The organism is Planococcus sp. FY231025, assembly GCF_052078085.1.
Classification (GTDB): Bacteria; Bacillota; Bacilli; order Bacillales_A; family Planococcaceae; genus Planococcus.
The window spans coordinates 177,439-198,186 of record NZ_JBQJJG010000007.1; the positions used below are offsets into that span (position 1 = coordinate 177,439).

General features: G+C 51.2%; 17 protein-coding genes. 14 read left to right on the forward strand and 3 right to left on the reverse strand.

The window, feature by feature from the left end; all coding sequences use genetic code 11:
* Positions 1–108 precede the first annotated feature (108 nt).
* From ACTL32_RS10710 to ACTL32_RS10730, 5 genes are all read left to right on the forward strand, one after another.
* On the forward strand, positions 109–1,419 hold the full coding sequence (locus tag ACTL32_RS10710; RefSeq protein ID WP_441341467.1) for a 2-hydroxycarboxylate transporter family protein: 1,311 nt from the start codon (positions 109–111) through the stop codon (positions 1,417–1,419).
* 391 nt (positions 1,420–1,810) lie between these two features.
* On the forward strand, positions 1,811–2,722 hold the full coding sequence (locus tag ACTL32_RS10715) for a hypothetical protein (protein WP_441341468.1): 912 nt from the start codon (positions 1,811–1,813) through the stop codon (positions 2,720–2,722).
* 203 nt (positions 2,723–2,925) lie between these two features.
* Positions 2,926–3,945 carry an NAD-dependent epimerase/dehydratase family protein gene (locus ACTL32_RS10720; RefSeq protein WP_441341469.1) on the forward strand — a complete coding sequence of 340 codons (1,020 nt, stop codon included), beginning with the start codon at positions 2,926–2,928 and terminating at the stop codon, positions 3,943–3,945.
* Between the two features lie 78 nt (positions 3,946–4,023).
* Positions 4,024–4,491 carry a hypothetical protein gene (locus tag ACTL32_RS10725; RefSeq protein ID WP_441341470.1) on the forward strand — a complete coding sequence of 156 codons (468 nt, stop codon included), beginning with the start codon at positions 4,024–4,026 and terminating at the stop codon, positions 4,489–4,491.
* A 75-nt stretch (positions 4,492–4,566) separates the two neighbouring features.
* Positions 4,567–5,022: a GNAT family N-acetyltransferase gene (locus tag ACTL32_RS10730; protein ID WP_441341471.1), complete on the forward strand. Its 456-nt coding sequence runs from the start codon at positions 4,567–4,569 to the stop codon at positions 5,020–5,022.
* Positions 5,023–5,071: 49 nt separating this feature from the next.
* Here ACTL32_RS10730 and ACTL32_RS10735 read toward each other — a convergent pair whose 3' ends face one another.
* Positions 5,072–5,653: a DUF4256 domain-containing protein gene (locus tag ACTL32_RS10735; RefSeq protein WP_441341472.1), complete on the reverse strand. Its 582-nt coding sequence runs from the start codon at positions 5,651–5,653 to the stop codon at positions 5,072–5,074.
* 560 nt (positions 5,654–6,213) lie between these two features.
* On the opposite strand from ACTL32_RS10735, the gene ACTL32_RS10740 reads away from it, so the two are divergent.
* Complete coding sequence (locus ACTL32_RS10740) at positions 6,214–8,166, forward strand: LTA synthase family protein (protein WP_441341473.1); 1,953 nt, start codon at positions 6,214–6,216, stop codon at positions 8,164–8,166.
* Positions 8,167–8,341: 175 nt separating this feature from the next.
* Positions 8,342–8,995: a DUF4085 family protein gene (locus tag ACTL32_RS10745; RefSeq protein ID WP_441341474.1), complete on the forward strand. Its 654-nt coding sequence runs from the start codon at positions 8,342–8,344 to the stop codon at positions 8,993–8,995.
* 48 nt (positions 8,996–9,043) lie between these two features.
* Here the strand turns inward: ACTL32_RS10745 and ACTL32_RS10750 are convergent, their stop codons facing one another.
* Positions 9,044–9,970, reverse strand: a complete 927-nt coding sequence (locus ACTL32_RS10750; RefSeq protein WP_441341475.1) for an alpha/beta hydrolase — start codon at positions 9,968–9,970, stop codon at positions 9,044–9,046.
* Between the two features lie 138 nt (positions 9,971–10,108).
* Between ACTL32_RS10750 and ACTL32_RS10755 the strand changes: the two genes are divergently transcribed.
* The 5 genes from ACTL32_RS10755 (at position 10,109) to ACTL32_RS10775 (ending at position 17,045) form a co-directional block, all read left to right on the forward strand.
* The gene (locus ACTL32_RS10755; protein ID WP_441341476.1) at positions 10,109–11,299 is read left to right on the forward strand and encodes an amidohydrolase; all 1,191 of its coding nucleotides are present in this window, start codon (positions 10,109–10,111) and stop codon (positions 11,297–11,299) included.
* Positions 11,300–11,473: 174 nt separating this feature from the next.
* A complete protein-coding gene (locus tag ACTL32_RS10760) occupies positions 11,474–15,658 on the forward strand; it encodes a tetratricopeptide repeat protein (protein WP_441341477.1) in 4,185 nt (1,394 codons plus the stop codon).
* A gap of 467 nt (positions 15,659–16,125) precedes the next feature.
* Entirely contained in the window at positions 16,126–16,347 is a 222-nt protein-coding gene (locus ACTL32_RS10765; protein ID WP_441341478.1) for a hypothetical protein, read from the forward strand.
* Positions 16,348–16,472: 125 nt separating this feature from the next.
* Positions 16,473–16,649, forward strand: coding sequence for a hypothetical protein (locus ACTL32_RS10770; RefSeq protein WP_441341479.1), 177 nt, complete (start codon positions 16,473–16,475; stop codon positions 16,647–16,649).
* 171 nt (positions 16,650–16,820) lie between these two features.
* The gene (locus ACTL32_RS10775; protein WP_441341480.1) at positions 16,821–17,045 is read left to right on the forward strand and encodes a hypothetical protein; all 225 of its coding nucleotides are present in this window, start codon (positions 16,821–16,823) and stop codon (positions 17,043–17,045) included.
* A 65-nt stretch (positions 17,046–17,110) separates the two neighbouring features.
* Here the strand turns inward: ACTL32_RS10775 and ACTL32_RS10780 are convergent, their stop codons facing one another.
* Complete coding sequence (locus ACTL32_RS10780; RefSeq protein ID WP_441341481.1) at positions 17,111–17,854, reverse strand: ZinT family metal-binding protein; 744 nt, start codon at positions 17,852–17,854, stop codon at positions 17,111–17,113.
* 340 nt (positions 17,855–18,194) lie between these two features.
* Here ACTL32_RS10780 and ACTL32_RS10785 point away from each other — a divergent pair, with 340 nt between their 5' ends.
* Together ACTL32_RS10785 and ACTL32_RS10790 are read left to right on the forward strand one after the other, a co-directional pair.
* Positions 18,195–19,187: a LacI family DNA-binding transcriptional regulator gene (locus ACTL32_RS10785; RefSeq protein WP_441341482.1), complete on the forward strand. Its 993-nt coding sequence runs from the start codon at positions 18,195–18,197 to the stop codon at positions 19,185–19,187.
* 146 nt (positions 19,188–19,333) lie between these two features.
* Positions 19,334–20,731 carry a hypothetical protein gene (locus ACTL32_RS10790; protein WP_441341483.1) on the forward strand — a complete coding sequence of 466 codons (1,398 nt, stop codon included), beginning with the start codon at positions 19,334–19,336 and terminating at the stop codon, positions 20,729–20,731.
* Positions 20,732–20,748: the final 17 nt, after the last annotated feature.

A 20,748-nucleotide genomic window follows, 5' to 3' on the forward strand; every position in this document is an offset into this window, starting at 1 on the left:
CTATCAATACTTTTAAAAGCTATAAGTTGTCTGAAAGTTTGTCTAATATGAAAACTACGAACTGAAAGCGCTTACGTATTTTGAATAAAAGATGAAGAGGTGGACAACATGAAAGAAACAACTCAACAGGCACCGCCGGAAGTGCCAATGAAGAAGACGGGTGGGCGGTTTACGATTTTCAGCATGCCGGTTCTATGGTTCGGCATCTTTGCCGCCATTGCCATTTATGCGATGTATACGGAAAACCTGCCCGCTGGCATGATCGGCGGCTTGCTGATCATGATGGTGCTCGGGGAGCTGTTCGGCTGGCTAGGCAACCATACACCGATCGTCCGCACGTTCTTGGGCGGCGGAGCGATTGTCGCCATTTTCGCTTCTGCATACATGGTCTACAGCGGACTGATGCCTGAGAGCACATCCACTGCCATTTCAGAATTTATGAAAGACGGGGATTTCCTGAACTTCTATATCGCCGCGTTGATTACCGGAAGTATTTTAGGTATGGAGTCGAAAATCCTGGTGAAAGCCGGGGTCCGCTATGCACTGCCGCTTTTGGCTTCTGTGCTGGGCGCTGTGCTGCTTGCAGCACTCGTAGGCATGGTCCTCGGATTCAGCGTGCAAGAAGCGGTGCTTGTCATTGCAATGCCGATCATGGGCGGCGGTATGGGGGCAGGCGCTGTGCCGATGTCGCAGGTCTATTCCGAAATGCTGGGCAATGACCCGGGCTATTACTTATCGATCCTGGTGCCGGCTTTGGCGCTCGGAAACGTATTCGCCATCATTTTGGCAAGCGTCCTGCACATGATCGGCAATAAATACCCGAGCTTGACGGGCAACGGCCAATTGATCCGGAATTTCCACTACGAGAAAAAAGAGTCGCCAGCTTACGATTTGGCGAAGATGGGCATCGGGGTGCTAGCTGCCGTGTCTTTCTATATCCTCGGCAATATCTTGGGTGACTTTATTCCATTGCATCCTTATGCCATCATGATCGTGCTGGTCGCATTCCTAAAAGTGGCCAATGTCATGCCGGAAGTGATTGTCGAAGGGGCGAGCCAGTGGTATGAATTCGTCGCGCGCAACTGGACAAACGCACTTCTCGTCGGCATCGGGGTTGCCTATACCGATTTGGCGGCGGTACTCAATGCGTTAAGCATCGAGTATGTGCTGATCGTGCTCGCTGTCGTGATTGGCGCAGTTATCGGCTCTGGCGTGGTCGGGAAATTCATGGGCTTTTATCCGATCGAAGCAGCCATCACCGCCGGGCTTTGCATGGCGAACATGGGCGGAACCGGCGACGTAGCCGTATTATCCGCAGCCAGAAGAATGGAATTGATGCCATTTGCGCAGATTTCTTCCCGCCTCGGCGGCGCATTGATCTTGCTGCTCGCCAGCCTCTTTATTCCGTTTTTCATTTGACGGATTAGGAAGTAGAAGCTTTTCCACAAAAATAGCACAAGGCTTTCCTTGGGTCATTCAATATGACCATGGGAAAGCTTTTTTTGTTTGTGCTCCGGTTTCTTCATTCGAAAGCTGTAACCTCCATCCAACTGACTTTCCCTCCGAATCCTCCAAAACAGAACTCCACTTCGGAAGGGGAAATCCTTTCATCCGTAGGTTCTTCCCAAGAAATCTTGAAATAATTGTGACATAAGAACCTTTGGTTGTATGTATATGGAATTTATTCATTTCTTTATTTGCTCTTTGATGATACTATTTACTCAATGTGCAAAAATAGTCAAAAAGATTCAACTGCAACACTAAGGGATTATCGGAACACAAAGATCAAGAAGCAGAAAGAGGGACAGAAATGAAAATTCAATTCAAGACAATGTCTAAAAAAGTGGTTTTATTCAGCATAATGACAAGCATTGCGCTGACCGGCGGAGCAGGCAGCACCTTCGCACAAGGATCACCGGCGAATGCCAACCCACAGTCTTACGAAGTGCAGCATGTAGACCAAGCAACGAAGTATTCGAAGCACGTAATGCGGGCGGTGAGAGAAAGCCTAGGCGTCGATTCGAAGTCCACGCAATTGGACAACACGATCGAGACAATGCCGAAACTCCAAGTGATGGACCTGTACCTCGCTTCATTCGGCAAAAAAGTGAAGGGCAATGAAATCCGCCGGGCTGTAAAAGAGATCTTCGATATCGATTTAGATGTCGTATCGAAAAACGACTACGGTTCAAAACTTTCCATTTATCCGAAAGGGCTGATGGAGAGCCTGCGTGCTTCATTCAACGTGGCACCGGATTCCACCGAGCAGGACGCGCGCATCATGGGACTGACGAAAAACGCCGCGATGGACCGCTACATCAAAGAGCACGATTACAGCTTGACGGGTGCTGAAAGCCGAACACTGATCAACCAGATTTTCGGAGTAAACTTGAACGGCATCTCGACACTTGAGCATATGCAATTAGGGATCCTGTCGAAAGGCCAATGGATTGTAAAGAGCGATACGGATTTGTTCATCTTGGAATCCAGCTTGGACGATGTGGACGTTTCCATCTATGCAACACCTTATTTTGAGAGTCTGACCGGCAGCCGCGAATTACCGGAGTCGATGGTTACGAAATTAACGGCGATGGGTTTTACTTATTATGAAGAATCCGCGCTTCTATATTACAAAGATCCGGAAGGCGGATCTGTTCCGGATGCATTCAAAGGGCAAGTAATGGGAGTCCTTATCGGGACGATTTTGGCGGAGTATAAGTAATAGAATAAGAATCAAGAAGGACCAAGAGCGAACTCTTGGTCTTTTTTATTTGAAATCTATCTTGAGTAATTTTGGAGAAAAAGGAGTTTAGAAAATCGATAGCGAATATGCATTTATCTAGCCATATCGTATATTCCGCAACTGATAAGGAGATGTGGTTCAATTTCCGAAAACTTACACATACTATACGAGGAGGAATAGCTATGAAAATTTTAATTCTCGGAGGCACCCGCTTTTTGGGGCGTTTCTTGACAGAAACCGCTCTTCGAAAAGGGCATGAAGTCACTTTGTTCAACCGGGGAAAAGAGAATCCGGGGTTGTTTCCGGAGGCCGAGAAGCTGGTTGGGGACCGGAACGGGGATTTGAAAGCGCTGGAGGGGCGGACATGGGACGCGGTGATTGATACGTGCGGATTTGTGCCGTGGGTCGTCAAGGAGTCGGCCGGGCTGCTCGCTGGGGCGGCAGGGCATTATACATTCATCTCGAGTGCCTCCGTCTATGACGAACTGAAGAATCCGGGAATAGACGAAAATCATCCGGTTCGCCTGCTGCCGTCCGAAAAAGTGGAAGAAATGAAGAAAGAAACAGGGGTTCCCATATACAATGAATATTATGGGGAATTGAAGTATTTATGCGAGAAGGAAGTGGAAGGGGCTTTTCCGGAACGAAGCTTGATTGTCAGAGCGGGGTTGATCGTCGGGCCCTATGATTATTCGGACCGCTTCAATTACTGGGTAAACCGCGTTGCACGTGGCGGCGAAGTGCTCGCGCCCGGCCGGAAGGACAAAGGCATCCAGTTTATCGATGTACGCGACTTGGCGGAATGGATCATTGCGATGGCCGAAAAAAAAGTCAGCGGCACTTTTAACGCGACAGGCCCCGAAACCCTTTTAACGATGGAGCAGTTTCTGCAGGAATGCCAGACGGCTGTTGAGAGTAGCGGCGAATTGGCATGGACCGACGAAGAGTTTCTGTTGGAGAACGGCGTCCAGTGGTGGTCGGAAATGCCGTTATGGGTGCCGGACCGGGAAAAGATGGAGGGGTTTCTGGCGCTTGATATCACAAAAGCACTGGATGCAGGACTCGAATTCCGGCCGCTGAATGAAACCATCCGGGATACGCTTGCTTGGGAACAGGGACGGACGGATGAAGGGCGGAAAGCAGGACTGGATTCCGAGAAAGAACGAGCAGTGCTAAACAAGTGGAAAGAACGGACGCTTTGAATTCAAAGAGTTCTGGACCGGATGATTTTTACTGTTTTCAGGAGCTGATAGAAGCAACTAGCTTGGGAGGTGGAGAAGATGGAAACATCTGCTCGAGAAGAAACGATGAAGCGATTGGAGTTTTTCATCGGCAATTGGAAGATGGAAGTGATCCATCCACATCTTCAGCCGAATCCGATTTTAGGCGAAACGAATTTTGAATGGCTGGAGGAGAAGTATGTCCTCCAGCGCACGCATATAGATAAAGCGGAATTTCCTGACAACATGATTGTTTACGACTGGGATCCGAAAACGGGCGGGTATTTAGCGCATTATTTTGATTCGCGGGGTGTGACGCGCTTGTATCAAATGAGTGTGGAAAATGGAGTTTGGAAAATGTGGAGGGACGCACCCGATTTTTCGCCATTGGACTTTTTTCAGCGTTTTGCCGGAAGAATCGATGAGGCAGAAAAAGTGATCGATGGCTCATGGGAAATATCAGATGACGGGACCACCTGGGACCATGATCTGAAGTTCATCTACAAGAAAGTAGAAGGCGGAACCTGAAACGGGACATCCGATAGCTTTTTGGAAGGCTTAGCATTAAGGGTAACTAGTAGCCGGCAGGAAAGGGGCAAAGAGATGGCAGTAATCAGGATTCGACCTTATGAACCTCCCTACGCCCATGAGGCGGCAAAGATGTGGCGGTTGAGCAAGGAAGAGGCGATCGGGCAAAAAGAGATCCATTCCTTTGAAAGCCACGTCCAATTTCTGGATGAGGTGCTGCCGAAGGAGTATCAGATCCATTTGGCGTTTGAGGATAAAGAGGTAGTGGGGCTGGTCGTGTTCTATGCAGATGAATTGAACCAGCTTTACGTGGCGCCTGCACATCAAGGGAAAGGGATTGGCAAGCAGCTGCTCAACTTCGCCAAAGCCCATTCTGGCGGCAGCCTGTTCCTTTATACATTCGAAGTGAACAGGAATGCCCAACGCTTTTATGAAAAGAACGGCTTCGTGGAGATTGGCCGGGGCTATGAGAACGAGGAGAACTTGCCGGATATCAAATATGAGTGGAAGGAAAGCAATGTGTCCGATTAAATGAAGAAGAGCTTCCGGAGGGCATGCGCCTCTGAAAGCTCTTTTTTCATTAAACCCGGAGTGTCCCTCGGAACCCTCGAGCTCCGTAATACGAGTCGGCGCCGTTATGGTACAGGAATACCTGGGCATAGCGGTAATCGCAGAACAACGCGCCGCCGCGGGTGCGGACTTCTTCAGGAGTCTGCACCCAGCTGGACGTTTTCTGGTCGAAATGCCCGAGCTGCTGCAGGAACCGGTACTGCTCTTCCGACAATAGCTCGATGCCCATTTCACGCGCCATGCCGATGGCGCTGTGTTCCGGCTTGTTTTTCTTCCGCGCCTCGAGCGCTTCCGGATCGTAGCAAACGCTTCTGCGGCCGGCTGGGCTTTCCGCTGCACAATCGAAGAAGATGTATTCGCCCGTTTCCGCGTCGTAATCGACCACATCCGGCTCTCCGCCGGTCCGTTCCATTTCATAGAGCGACCACAATTTTTCTGGATCTGCTTCAAGCTTGGCCTGAACTTCCGCCCAGACGAAGTTTTCGTGGCGGTTGATGTTTTCCTCAAAACGCTCCTTCAAAGTGCTGAGCAGCTCTTCGCGCGCTGCCGCATCCAATTCTTTTGTCGCCTGATTGCCATTTGTCTTAGCCATGGAAAATTCCTCCTCAAAGTGATTTCTTCTAATGCTTTCAGTATAGCGAAAAATGGCGTGCATTAGGTGGAAAGATTTTAAACTGCATCAGTTGAACTTAATGAGTTCATAAACGATATGCTGGATGAAAAGCGGGTTTTGTTTTGAAAGAGCAACCTCAGCGCCGGCGCGTCCAAGGGCTGGGCTTCTTGCGGGAGCCATGCCCAAAGCGCCAAAGCGATTTGTAGACCTTAACTTTTAAGTTCAAGAAATATAGCAGTTTTCTTATTCTTCAACTGAAACCTTTTTTATTTCATTCCGTCTTAAATAGGGTGAATAGAATAGATTTTATTCCAGCCGATTTCCAGGCGGAATCAAGAGAAAGCTGATAAAACCACGGAATTATCACATTTGACCCACATTTCGAATAATCTTTAAACTATCAATTTCCATAGATATTTAGTAAAATAGAACTTGTCATTCTATTAAAGAAGCACTTGCTTGGGGTTAAAGGGCTTCAGGCTTTTTTTAATCCCGCATCCGGAAGAACCATCTGAAGACCAACTATGAGAAGGTGTAATATGAAAACAATCACAAAACCCACTAAAGAAACCTTCAGCAAGTTCACGCCGCTGTTTTTGCTGGCTGTGTTTATGCTGTGGATGAAAACGTATGTAACGCAAAAAACGCAATTCAAATTGGAAGTCGGCGGCGCGCTGCAGGAGTTCCTGCTGTTCATCAACCCGCTCGGCTCGGCCCTCCTGTTCCTGGGCGCCGCCTTGTTCTTCAAAGGGACGCGCAAGTACGCGGCCCTGTTCGGCATCTATGCGCTGATGTCGGTGCTATTGTACGCGAACGCCGTGTACTACCGCTTCTTCAGTGATTTCATCACGCTGCCGACTTTGTTCCAGACGCAGAATTTCGGCGACCTGGGCGGCAGCGTCATGACGCTGATCCAGCCGACCGATATCCTGTTCTTTACTGACGTTTTGTTCCTGGGCTTTTTGGTGTTCACAAAACGCATCCAAAAAGACTCGCGGAACTTCAAGAAGAAAGTGGCGATTCCCGTCATCACGGCAGCACTGGCCATTTCGTTCTTCAACTTGGCGCTCGCTGAAGCGGACCGCCCGGAACTCTTGACGCGCGGCTTTGACCGGAGCTATATCGTGAAATACCTGGGCATGTACAATTACGCGCTGTATGACACGGCGGAGACAGTGAAGTCCTCTTCCCAGCGCGTGCTCGCGGACAGCGACGAAGTGACGGAAGTCCTGAACTACACGAAATCCAATTACGCCTCGCCGAACGAAGCCTACTTCGGCAAAGCGGAAGGCATGAATGTCGTCTACTTGCACCTGGAATCGATCCAGACGTTTTTGATGAATTATAAATTAAACGGGGAAGAAGTCACGCCGTTCCTAAATTCATTGACGAAGGACCAGAACACGATGTATTTCGATAATTTCTTCCACCAGACTGCACAAGGCAAGACGGCGGATGCGGAATTCATGATCGACAATTCGCTGTTCGGCCTGCCGAAAGGGTCGGCGTTCATCACGAAAGGTCAAAACACCTACCAGGCCGCTCCGGCCATGCTGAAAGACGAGGGCTATACGTCCGCCGTCTTCCACGGCAATAATGGGACGTTCTGGAACCGTTCAGAAATCTATAAATCATTCGGCTATGACCATTTCTTCGACATCGAATCGTATACCGGCCTGACCGAAGCCGACATGGCGGAATACGGCGTCATGGACAAGCCGTTCTTCAAACAGTCGGCGGAGCTTCTTAAAACCTTGCCGGAGCCGTTCTATACGAAGTTCATCACCGTATCGCACCATTTCCCTTACCACATCGATCCTGAGCTGACGACGATCGGCAAAGGGACGACAGGGGATGCGAGCGTTGATAATTACTTCCAGACGGCACGCTACGCGGACGAAGCGCTCAAAGAGTTCTTCGAACAGCTGGAAGCGTCCGGGCTTATGGACAATACGATGATCGTCATGTACGGCGACCATTACGGCATCTCCGACAACCACAACGAAGCGATGGCGCAGGTGCTTGGAAAAGAGATCACGCCGGTTGAAAATGCTAAACTGCAGCGGGTGCCATTGTTCATCCGTGTGCCGGGCATGGAAGGCGGCGTCAACCACACGTACGGCGGCCAGATCGACTTGCTGCCGACCGTCATGCATCTGCTTGGCGAAGAAACGCAGAACAACATCCAGTTCGGGACGGATCTTCTGTCTCCTGAACACGAAGAATTCGTGACCTTCCGGAACGGTGATTTTGTCAGCCCTGAAGTTTACGCGATCGGCGACACATTCTACGATCCGGAAACGGGCTTGCCGCTTGAAGAAAGCGAAATGGCAGCGGCCGAGGAGCTGCAGAAGTTCGGCAATTACGAATTGAAGCTGTCGGACCGCGTCGTCAATAGCGATCTCTTGCGGTTCTATACACCACCCGAGTTCACACCGATCGACCCGGCGGATTACAATTACCTGGGAGATTCGGTGAAAGAAGAGGAATAAACGATCCAAGAGGCGTCCTAGCGACCGGTTGTACCGGTCTTGTGGGATGCTTCTTTTTTAAGAATTTGCTTTCCATGAAAAAGTTTTGCATTTTTCTTGTACCCCAACCGGGCAGAACCATGTAAAATAGGAGAGCAAGAATAAACTGGCCGGAAGAATCGGCAGGAGGAACACAATGAAATATTTTACAAAACAATGGTATGACGAAATGCAGGTATCCGGTTATCTGGCCTACCATGAGACCTTGGAAGAATGGCAAGAAGAGCTTGCCTACTATATAGAAGAAGGCATCGATTACGAAGAGGCGAACCGCAATAACCTGGAAGACATGCGGGAAGATTTGCTGAAGTTCCTTCCTGAACCGTTCCATCCGTACATCTACGATGGCACGATCGGCCACGGTTTCCCGCCGCAGGAATTGCGCGAGTTGGCGAAAAAGTGGGAGTTGGAGCACGAAGCGCGGCTTGAAGCGCTGAGCGACGACTACAGCCGCCACTACGAATCGATCAAAGGGGAACTGCCTTCAGGCGCAGTCCAGTTGATGGAGCAGAGCCTCCATGATGCGGAGGTGCTTTCAGTCGAGAAGTCGGAAGGGACGCTCGCCGTCAAGCTCGACCTGAGCGGCGGGTTCCATTACTTCACCGATATCCTGCTGACGTTCACGGGCGTCACGGAAGCCGAGATGCCGGACGACTTTGCCGGTGCATGCTGGCTGTACAATGAAATCTACCTGGCGGACGGCGGATTCGATCTCCGCGTCCTGTTCGACGGCCCGATGGTCGAAGTGAAAATCAAAGCGCAAGATGTGAAAATTGAAGTGTTGGAATAACAAGGAAAGCCGGACCCTCCTCTTTAGGAAGGTCCGGCTTTTTTTGGCTTATTTTTCAAAGGCTTTCTTCAGCTCGCGTGCCCCTTCGGCGACAGCTTTCCGCGCTTCCGGCACAAAGCTCGAGAAGTTCGCAAAGCCGTGGATCAAATCATTATAGTTCTTGTAATAGACTTTGACGCCATGCGCCCGCAGCTTTTCGGCATAAGCGGCCCCGACGTCGCGCAATGGATCGTATTGGGCAGTCAAAATCGTCGCCGGCGGCAATCCTTCAAGTTCATCTGAGAGAATCGGCGACAAATACGGATGGTGCCGGTCTTCCGGAGAGCTTAAATAATGGCGCTGGAACCAGCCCATCATGTCGCGTGTCAGAAGATACCCTTCGGCATTCTCTTCCATGGACGGATATTCGGCTGCCGGACCGGCCGACGGATAAAACAGGAGCTGGTGGACAACGCGCGGGCCGCTGCGCTCTTTTGCAATCAGGCAAGAGACAGTCGCAAGGTTGCCGCCTGCGCTGTCGCCGCCGACGGCGATCCGATCCGCATCGATTCCGAGTTCGCCTGCATGGGCGACAATCCATTCAAGCGATTCATAGGCGTCCTCGACAGCGGCCGGGAATTTATGTTCCGGCGCCAAGCGGTATTCCACAGAAACCACCATGCACGAAGCGAGGTTCGCCAGTTCACGGCAGATGGCGTCGTGGCTTTCAATGCTGCCGAGCACCCAGCCGCCGCCGTGGTAGAACACGAGCACTGAAAATGGCGCAGTGCCTTTCGGCGTGTAGATGCGGATCGGAATTTCGCGCCCGTCCAAGGGAATCGCGCGGTCTTCGACGCTTTCGACGGGCTCTTTTTGCAAGGCCACAAGTGCGGAGTTCTCGGAGTTGCGCATCGCTTCCGGGGTAAGCCGTTCAAACGATATCGGGACGGTGTTCATCTGATTTAAATAAAATTGGATTTTCGGGTTTACCGGCACATTTCATTCCTCCCATTTCTCTGTTCATGGAGCCCTAATTGATTTCGCTATTTATCCAGATTATTCCTTCTGCGCGAATAAAAAAACAAGCATGGTTACTCTAGGATGCGGGTAGAGTCAAGGAAAGGAGTGATTGGAATGTGGACTCAAGAATTAATGGACAGGCTGGATGCGAAAGAAGAGCGCATCATCGGCATACGCCGTTTTCTCCATGCGCATCCGGAGCTGTCGTTTGAAGAAGAGAAAACAGCTGCTTACATTGAAGATTTCTATAAGGAAGTACCGGTGGATAGGGTCGAAACGAATGTCGGCGGCCACCGGGGAATCGTCGTGACGATCAACGGCGCAAAGCCGGGGAAGACGATTGCCATCCGCGCCGATTTTGACGCGCTGCCGATACAGGAAGAAACAGGGCTGCCGTTCGCTTCCGAAAACCCGGGCGTCATGCACGCATGCGGCCACGACGGGCACACTGCGTATATGCTGATTCTCGCAGAAACACTGGCTGAGGGGAAAGCGGGGATGGCCGGAACGGTGAAAGTGATCCATCAGCCGGCCGAGGAAATGCCGCCGGGCGGCGCAATCGGCATGATCCGGGCAGGTGTGCTCGACGGGGTGGATGCGGTTTTCGGAATCCATGTCATGTCGACGATGGAAACCGGGAAAATCTTTTACAGGAGCGGCAACACCCAGACCGGACGGGGCCGCTTCAAGCTGCGCGTCCAAGGGAAAGGCGGCCATGGTTCGTCGCCGCATATGGCGAACGATGCCATCGTTGCGGCGAGCTCGTTTGTCATGAATTGCCAGACCATCGTCAGCCGGCGGATGGATCCGTTTGATACGGCAGTGGTCACGATCGGTTCGTTTGACGGCAAGGGGCAGTTCAACGTCATCAAGGACGCCGTCGAACTTGAGGGCGACGTGCGGACGATGTCACAGGCGTCCCGCGAACTCGTCGAAGCGGAAGTCCGGAATCTTGCCGAAGGGCTGGAAGCGTCGTTCGGTGTGGAGACCATGCTGGAGTATGAAAATGACTATCCGGTCCTCTACAACGATCCGGCTGCGACGGAACGGGTGCGGCAAGCGCTCGTGCAGGCAGCACTCCCTGAAGTCACTGCCGTCGCCGAAGTTGAGCCGCAGCCGCCGTCCGAGGATTTTGCCTATTACCTGCAGGAAAAACCGGGCTGCTTTTTCTACGTCGGCGCCAAACCCGAAGGCGAATGGCATCCGCACCACCACCCGGAATTCGACATCGATGAGCGATGCCTGCTGATCAGTGCGAAGGCTATGGCGGCGGTGGTGGACGCTTATTGCAATCTTGAGAAATAAGCGTTTGCTAGTAGATTTTATTGCCTCCATAAGCATTCGGATTGGCTCATTCTTTTAATGTAAGAAGCTTTTTTATTTCCCATTCAGAAAGTCTCTTGCGCCCTAGAATCTTCCAGAATATAATAAATCAACCGCATATGCGGGGATGAGAGAGAAATGAGGTTCGGAAGCGATATGAAAGCTAATGAAATCAAGACAGCTGGACAATTGATCGAAGCGATCTGCGGGTTATGGGACACGCGTTCGATCCGAAGGCTGCACGAATGGCTGAAGGAACTAGAAACAGAAGAAGACTATTACCGGCTGATCGGCCTTGCGGATCAGGCGGACCTCTATAAATACAGCAATTTATTGTCGACGCACGCTTACAAGCGGTTCGGGACGCTGCGCCCGTTTGCCTGGCACTGCACGCGGCTCCTTGAGACCGGGAAAAGCCTGGAAGCGGAAGAGCGCATGAACGGACGCCTCCAAGGGATTGCGGAAGAAACATACGCGCGGGAAGAACGCGCTTCGGCCCATCAGCTCCTGCTGCGGGTGTACTGCGAGCTGAACCGCCTGACGGAAGCGAAAGAGCAGCTGGAGAAAATCCGGGAAGCCAAAGGGTTCGTGTGGGCGGATCTGGAAGCTTATTACTTCCTTCACAGCGGGGAGTGGGACAAAGCGGAAGCGCTGCTGAAAAATGCGCTGGCTGAAGAAACCGAAGCGCGGAACGAATTCGCGCGCCAGCTGTACGCCGATTACCTGGCAATGGACGGTCGCCAAGCGGAATCGCTCGCCGTGCTGCGGGAAGGGCGGGCGAAAGATCCGGAAAACTGGGCATTCCTCATGGAGCAAGTGAAGCGGCTGTTCCACCTGGGCCAATACGGGGAGACGATCCGCCTGATCGAAGAGATCAACGCGAAAAATCCGTTCCATATCAATCGGGACCATTACATCTTCTTGACGGCGGAGAGCCTTTACAAGCTGGAGAAGTGGGACGAACTTGAAGCGTGGATTGCGGAGCATAAAGACGTGCTGGAGCGGACAATCTACGGAAAAACCGCCATCCGCCGTGACGGCGCGTTGAAGCAATTGAAGCTGACGCCGACCGTCCAGAAGCTGGATTACTGCGTGCCGGCTTCGCTTTCAATGATGCTTCAGGCATATGGGGAAAAAGCGAGCCAGGACGACATCGCTTTGCATGTCTTCGATGTGACGGGCACCAAACTGCGGACCACGATGGCCTATATGGAATCGCGCGGAATGAAAGCCCGCTATTTCAAAGGGTCGGTGGATGTCTATCAAACGATCCTCGATGCCGGCGTGCCGGTGCTGCTCAGCATGATGATCGAAAATACGGCGCATGTGCAGGTCGTGACAGGCTATGACGACCGGCTCCAGGCGATGATCATCCAGGATCCGAACGACCAGTCTCCGTTCCTGATTCCATATGCGGACATGAAAAATGCCTATAAGATGACGGATTCGCTCAGCATGGTCTTCCTAACAGAAGAGCAGGAGCATCTGCTTGGGCTGCTCGATGAAGGCGAGCACCGCTTCTTTAGCGGACTGTACGAATTTCTTGATGAAGAAGAGGAAGGCGAGAGCGAAGCGTTCATCGACTTCTTGAAAGCCCATCAGGAAGAGCGCTACACCGCGGTAATCGGAATTTCCGCCCTGTTTTCAGAGCGGGCCAAGGAGCTCCACGGCGTCTGGCTCGAGCGGCTGCGTGAGGATTTGGGTTCGGACGATGCGGAACTTGCGCTGTTGACGGCACATATGCATTACCAAAAGAACGAACTGCCCCAGGCGCTGGCGAGTTTGGAAGCGGTCGATGAACGCCGCAGCCCATATGCCCTCTTTTTGCGTGCCGTCATTCTCATGAGCCAGGACCGCCATTCTCAGGCGATTCCGCTGCTGAAGCGTTCCATCGAACTGGACCATTACCAGCCGGCTGCCTACAGTCACCTTGCCCGCTGCTATATGGAAACGGGGAAGCTGTACCAGGCCTTCAAATGGTCAGGCATCGCCCTTGAGCAGGTGCCGTCGGACGTTTATATCCAAATTACGCACAGTTTGATCCAGTATGAAACCGGCGCGTATGAAGGCGCGTTGGCGCGATTCCGGAAGCTGAGCGAAGATGCGCCGGAGGACGGCTATTTCATTTACGAAATCGGTCGCTGCTTGCTCGCGCTCGGTGAGAAAAAAGAGGCGATGGCAGCTTTTGAACGCTCCGTCGAACTCGACCCAGCGCTGCCGTTCTCCTATTTGCGGATTGCGGAGATCTACATGGAAGCCGAGAAATGGGAGCTTGCCGAAGAGGTCATCAATCAAGGCATCGAAGGAGCGGCGCAGACGGACATTCTCCATGTCTACCGAGGGCATATCGCTACCGAGCGGGACCGGTTCAAAGAAGCGGAAGCCGATTACCGGAAAGCGCTCGAGCTCGATCCGGAAGATCTGTTTGCGGTGACCTATATCGCCCATTCCTTGGTCAAGCAGGAACGCTTCGGGGAAGCGGTTGAGCTCATCGGCCAATACGCTGAAAAAGGGGATGCCGCTTATTTCATCCGCACGGCAACGATGCTGTGGGAGGAATGGCCGGCCCATGCCGGAAGGGAGCAGGCGGCAAGCTTGCTGGAGAAAGGACTCGAAAACCGTGAACTTGCGGATTATCTGGATATGGCAGAAACCTATGCGGAATTCGGCGAAGACTCGCTGTTCCTTAACCGTGTGCTTTTGACGTTCAAAGCGCTGCGGGAGGAAAGCCGGGACGAAACGCTGCTGTGCCTGGAAGGGCAGCTGCACGAAGCGGCCGGAAACAGCCAGTTTGCCCGTTCACTCTACGAAGAGGCCGCGGAGAAATCGCAGCATCCGCCGGCGTTCTATCGCCTGGGGCTGCTCGATGAAGAAGCCGGAGAGCCGAAAGGAGCGGTGCAACACTTCAGCCGCTGCGTCGAACTTGACCCGGGACATACCACGGCTCGCGAAGGGCTCATGCGGGCTTACACGGAAACGGGCAACCGGAAAGCGGCATTTGCAGCGGCGCTCCACGTTCTGCGGCACGATCCGCTCGAAGCCGATTTTAAGGAATTGTTCAGCCTAGCAGCGGCAGAAGAGGCCGTCACGGCGATATCGAAAACGCTAGATGATGTGGCCGGCCAAGTGCCGGAAGAGTGGCTCTTCGCCGCGAAGGCGCTTTGCGCAGAAAAAGAAGGGCGGCTCGATGACGCGGAAGCGCTGTTCAGCAAGGCGAAAGCCGTCAACGGTGCGTTTCCGTCCCGCTATCAGCATGTCGAGTTCTGCATCCGCAGAGGTCAGTTTGACCGCGCTGCGTTGCTTCTTGAAGAGTTGATTGCGGAGCGTCCGGAAGACGAAAGGCTTTACGGAGAATACATCCGTGCCTTGGCGGAAACCGGCAAGACGCACGAAATCAGCAAGCGCCTGAAAAAATGGCTGGGCGCCGAAGAGTTGGCGATTGCCGAAACCTACAGCGCCGATGCACTGGCGTTGTGGTTTGATGAGCATGTCGAAGAGGCGGAAGAAGCGAGGCAGAAAAAAGGCTTTTTCGGCAAGCTGTACCAGAAATCCCGGCAGCTGCGGATGATTTCTACAATCATCACGCTTTACGAAGAAGCGGCCAAACGCCTCCCGGAAAGCGAGGTGCCGGTAATCCGGCTGGCTTCGGTTTATCTGAGCCGCGGCATGGCAGAAGAAGCCGTCGATGAATTAGCGCCTTTTGTCAAACGGACCGGCAATTATGAAGCGGCTGTTTTGCACCTGCAGGCGGTGCTGCAGCTGGCGGAGGAAAAGGGATCGCCGAAACTTCATGAGAAAGCCGTTGACCTGGCCAAAGGCCTTCATAAAGAGCAGCCGGCCGATGCCGCCGTTTTGCTTGCTTGGGGCGATGCATTGCTGGAACTTGGCGAGATTGACAAGGCGCTTGAAAAGTTCGACCACATTCTCCGCCTTCAGCCATACAACGGCGAAGTGTACATCCGGGTCCTGCACATCCTGCCGGAACACCGGCCGGAAGGGATAGAGGCCGTCGCTGCGCAGATGCCGGAAGAGCTGCAATTCCATGAGTGGGTCGAACTGGCCCGCGGCAGAAGATGGATGATGCAGCACGAAGCCGGAAAAGCGAACGGGATTTTGAAATCGCTGACGGAACAAGAACCCGACTTCCTGCCGGCCTTCTATGAACTGGCCCGCTGTCAAATGATGCAAGGCGACAAGCAAGGGGCGTTGCGGACGCTCCGGCAGCTGTTCAAGAAAGAAGATGGCGATGACTTTTTGGAGTTGATCGCTGAAGAGCCGCTGTTTGAACCGGCTTACGAAGAGATTGATGAACTGGCCGAGGAAATGGTCGGAACAAATTAATCACAGCCGGCAAACGGCTGGTAAGGGGCTATCTAAAAAGCCTAAAATGAAAAGGTTAGAGGAGAAAAAGCAATGCTTTTCTCCTCTGGCCTTTTCGTTATTCTATAACGGCTGATGGGAATGGAGGCGGCGAGTGCAAACATTGTGCTCCTGTCCCTGCATCGCTGCGCTAGCTTCGGGACATGAAAAACCGTTGCAGTGCTGCGCACTTCGTCGCAAAGCCAATGACCGAACTACCTTCGTTCATCGGCTTTCCAGCGGGACAGCGAAGTGCCGAACTAACTCGGACGCGAGTCCGAGTTAGTTCGGCGCAAGCCCGCGGAAAGCGTCCGCCGCAATGGACAGCAGCCCCTTTTTGGACACTCCCTTTTTTATTCGCTTTTTGCAACTTTCGAAATGCCGGAAAGGGATTACGTTTGGCCGCAGCGGGTAAACTGTAGGTAAACGTTTTAAGAGGAGGAACAGCAATGGCGCGAAAAGGCACAGCCGGGCGGATGCCCGAAAAGCAATTAGGCTCGACTGAATCCGGAATCGACAAGGCCGTAAAAAAGACCAAAGAAGTTTTTGACGGCGACAACGAATCAACGGAATACGAGGACGTCAAAGGCAAAGGCGAAATGGAAGATGCTAAAGAGTACTCGAAAAAACCGCAGGAAGAAAAGTCGAGAGACACGCAGCCCGGCGAGTAATCAGCATAGAATTGGCAGCAGAATGAACCGGCAGTGGAAAAGTATGCTGCCTGCCGAGCTTTTATTGAAATAATACCAGCAAAAAGGAGGCGTCTCCCATCGCAGAGACCAGGAAATACCGCGTTGTGTATCATTTGGGGCAAGGAGTGGAAGCTGCCCAGATCGTCGAAGCCGGAAGCCATAAAGAGGCTTCGACCATTTTGGATAAGGAAGGCTTGAAAGAATTCCTTGGAGAAAACGAAACCTATTACCAATTCAAACTTGAAGAAGTGAAAATGATCAGTGTCCAGGAAGCGGACTGAACCCGCAAGAGAAGCCTGCCAGCATCCAGTGAACGAACGGGTGCCGGCAGGCTTCTTTTGAGTTTTGTGCGAACCAGGCACGCATACAACTTAAAATGGCGCTGCGGTTTTGAAATCAAGGAAGGATTCTTGACGGAAGCCGAGAATGTTAAAGGGTAGGGAGGTGAAATGATGAAGAAATATGTCATCCAGTATACCTTAGAAAAAGGACTTACGGTTGAACGGACGGTGGAAGCCGGATCGCGGGAAGAAGTGGCCGAAATGGCGCTGTCGGAACAGATCGTCCAGTTTGAAGATGTTTTTGGCGAGTTGAACTTGTTCAACAAAGACGATATTAAATTAGTGAAGATAAAAGATTATACCGAACCGGTCAACACATCGCGAAGAGGCGGCTGATCAGGTACGGATTTTACCAATAGGGAGGGCCGGGGAAATTCCCGGCCCTCCCTATTGGGATTGCTTCAATGCGCCATCATCTCATGGGCAATGTCGTGGCCGTCCATATCGGAAGGGTAGTAGGTAGGCCAGTTGACGACTTCCTCGAGCAGCGCTTCGCGGTCGTCGCCCCAGTACAGGTGATAATGGGAAGCATCAGTCGGGGAAATGCCGTGGTCGCTGAACTGGATGAATTGCGGAAGGCCTTCTGCTCCGCCGGCCAATTCAAAAACGAACCGGACGCCGCGGTTGCCTGCTTCGTAGATCAGAATCTCATAGCCATCGTATATATAGTCGCCGGCAAGTTCTTCGCCTTTTTTGAAGAACGTCACACGATCGCCTTCTATGACGACGCGTTCCACATCGGTCCGGTAGCCTTCGGTATAGTACGCTTTGTACTCTTCAGCTGTCATGTCATCCGAGTGCAGGGCTTTATCCGCAAGCACTTCATCAAGTGTGCCGTTTTGGAGGAGTGGATAGACCGATTGCCAATCTCCTGCCCAATCCGATAGAGGGCGGTCTTCGACTTGGCTGTCTTCAAAAAAGCCGTCGTAGATTTTCTGGGATTCTTCGCTAGTTGAATGAGCGTGGTCATGATCAGACTCGTTTTCGTGCGAATGCAATTCGGCCCCTTGTTCGCCGGTTTCGGTGGAATCGGAAACGGCGCTTGTGCTTGCGGCAGTATCGAGTTCAGTGGTTGGCTGGCAGCCGGCAGCGAGCAAAGCGGTGAGCGAGAGAAGAGCCAGACTTGTGTTGAATGAATGATGCATGTGAAACACTCCTTTTTATAAATCGTAATGATTACAATTTATGATTATACACATAGAAAAGCCGTGAACCATAAAAAAGATTATTCTGACTATATAAGAGGCAAGCGTGTGCAGAATCCCATTGTTCCACAAATAAACGAAAACGCTCTTCTGAGAAAGCTTACAGTCAGCCATCCATTACCACATGAATGTCCATGACGTTTAATAGAATATCAAAATCACAGAAGGCTACTAGCTAAGTTCATGATCGTTCAGTATATTAAATAATAAGAGCAATACTTTCAAGAATGGGAAATTTGTCCATGCGATTGAAATTTTGCTGGAAAGGCAGGTGTATTCTATGGTTTCATCAAAAGACGTGGCAAAGTATGCCGGCGTTTCCCAAACAACCGTTTCGCGCGTTTTGAACACGCCGCATTTAGTAAAACAACCCACATTAAATAAAGTGATTGCGGCTATCGAGGATTTGAATTACATACCGGACGGCAACGCAAGGTCGCTGGTCCAAAAGAAGACGGATACGATTGCACTGATTTCGGGGCCGCTGTACAACCCGTTTTTTGTCGATACGACTACTTCAATCGTGAATTACGCCAATGAAAACGGCTATCGGATCAACGTCCATTTTTCAAACGACAAAAACCTGTCAGAGCTGTACAATACCATTTTTGAAAATAAAGTAGACGGCATCATTCTATCGTCCATTTTGCTGGAGGATCCGGCATTCCATAAATTAGAAAAATCCGGCATACCTTTCATCACCTATAACCGAAAACATCAAAGCAATAAGAATTTTGTCGAAATTGACAATGAACAGGCCGGCTTTTTGGCTGCAGAGCATTTAATAGCTCTGAACCACAAGAACATTTGCTGGATTGGCGGACCTTTAGAAATCAGCACATTTAAAGGGCGCTATGACGGATTTTTAAAGGCGTTGGAGAGACATGGCGTTGGGCCGGACATGAAGCACGTGTTCATCACAGATACGGGCAAGGAAGAACTGCACCAGACTTTTAAGGAGATAGAAGAGTTTGCCGAAAAACCGACCGCCATATTTGCGGCTACCGATGCAATCGCGATCCAGATGATGGATTTCTACATTTCAGCAGGTTACCGGGTGCCGCAGGACATTAGCATCATTGGAATTGACAACGTCGAAATCAGCCGTCATGCCTCGATCAGCTTAACGACGGTGGGCATTTCATCGGCTGCAGATTTAGGGCAATTGGCGATTGAAAAGCTGATTGAAAAAATTCAGGGAAAAAATAAATCTTGTATTCAAATCACAAAAGCTGTTAGACTATTTGAAAGAAAGACAACAATAAAAAAATAGAAAGGATAAGGTTTCTATTTTTTTAATCCAAAATGGTTACGTAACCATTTTGGATTAAAATGATGGCGCTTTCACTGGCAGCTAAGTGTGTAAAGAAGTTGAACAAAGGGGTACGACTAATTCTAATAGGAAAACGAGGGATGTTTATGAAGTGGAAAGACCGCAAGTTTGGCGAAGAATCGCCTTATATTCCAGCAGGGCCGTTTAAAATTCGATTGCCGTTCATCCATTACAGGTTTGAATGGCCGGATTATGTGCAGGGGCTTTTAATGTGTGCTGTGGATTTGGCAGCTATTCCGTTATTGATCGAATTGCTTGGCATGCCGTTCGAAGTGGCACTGGCCATCGTTATTCTGAATGGGTTCTTTTATTTATTGCATCATTTGCTTGGCGATCCGGCCGTTCCGGGATGGATCACACCGGCCATTCCGTTGATCATGCTGTACTGCACGCAATTTCCGGAAGGCCCTGAACGGGTGCATGCATTGATTGCGTTCCAAATGACATTAGGATTATTTGCAATTTTCCTGGGTGCCACCGGGTTGGCATCTAAAGTGGTATCAAGCATTCCTGCGGCAATCAGGTCGGGCGTCATTCTGGGCGCGGGTTTTGCTGCAGTGGTCTCCATTTTTGAAGTTGGCGGGCGTTTTGAAACGTTCCCTTGGACCATTTCCATCGCTGTCGGAATCGGCTTCTATTTACTGTTCTCGAAGCATTTTGACAAACTGAAAACCAGAAATAAATTATGGGGCACTATTGGGAAACTGGGCATTTTCCCGATCATCATCATTGCCATTATCATTGCGCCGATGTTTGGCGAGGCGCCGTGGCCAACAATTGAATGGGGCATCAGCTCGCCTGATTTTGTCGGCTTATGGACCGGGTATACGCTGTTTGGTTTAGGTTTCCCGCCGTTGATGCTTTTTGTGGCGGGAATTCCGACTGTACTCGCCGCGTATATTGTGTTGTTCGGAGATGTACTGCAGACAAAAGCATTGGTGAAAGAAGCGGATTTATCGCGTCCGGATGAAAAGCTGGATTATAACCCGAACCGTGCCCACCTGATTTTCGGCACAAGAAACTCGGTGATGAGTGTGATCGGTCCGGATGTGACGATGGCCGGTCCGCTATGGGCAGCCATGCAAGTGGTAGTTGTCCAACGATTTAAGGATGGAAGAAAAGCGATGGATTCCTTTTTTGGCGGCGCAGGCTCTTTCCGCTGGGGGACGAATACCGGGTTATTGCTGCTGCCGATTGTCAGTCTGGTGGAGCCGATCCTTGGCATTGCCCTTGCTCTGACACTTTTGATCCAAGGGTACGTCAGCGTAAAAGTCGGCATTCTGGAAGCCGGAAGCCAGAGTGACCTTGGGATTGCCGGAATCATCGGCGCCGTTTTGGTCATCAAAGGAGCCGCATGGGCTTTCGCTATCGGGATCGGCTTGTGTCTGCTGATCTACGGCAAAGACTTCTTCAAGAATGAAACCGATGAAACATTCACTAAAGATCTTCCGAAAAAGGCGAAAGAAGCTGCTTCGGATTTATAAAAGAAAGGGTGGAAGTT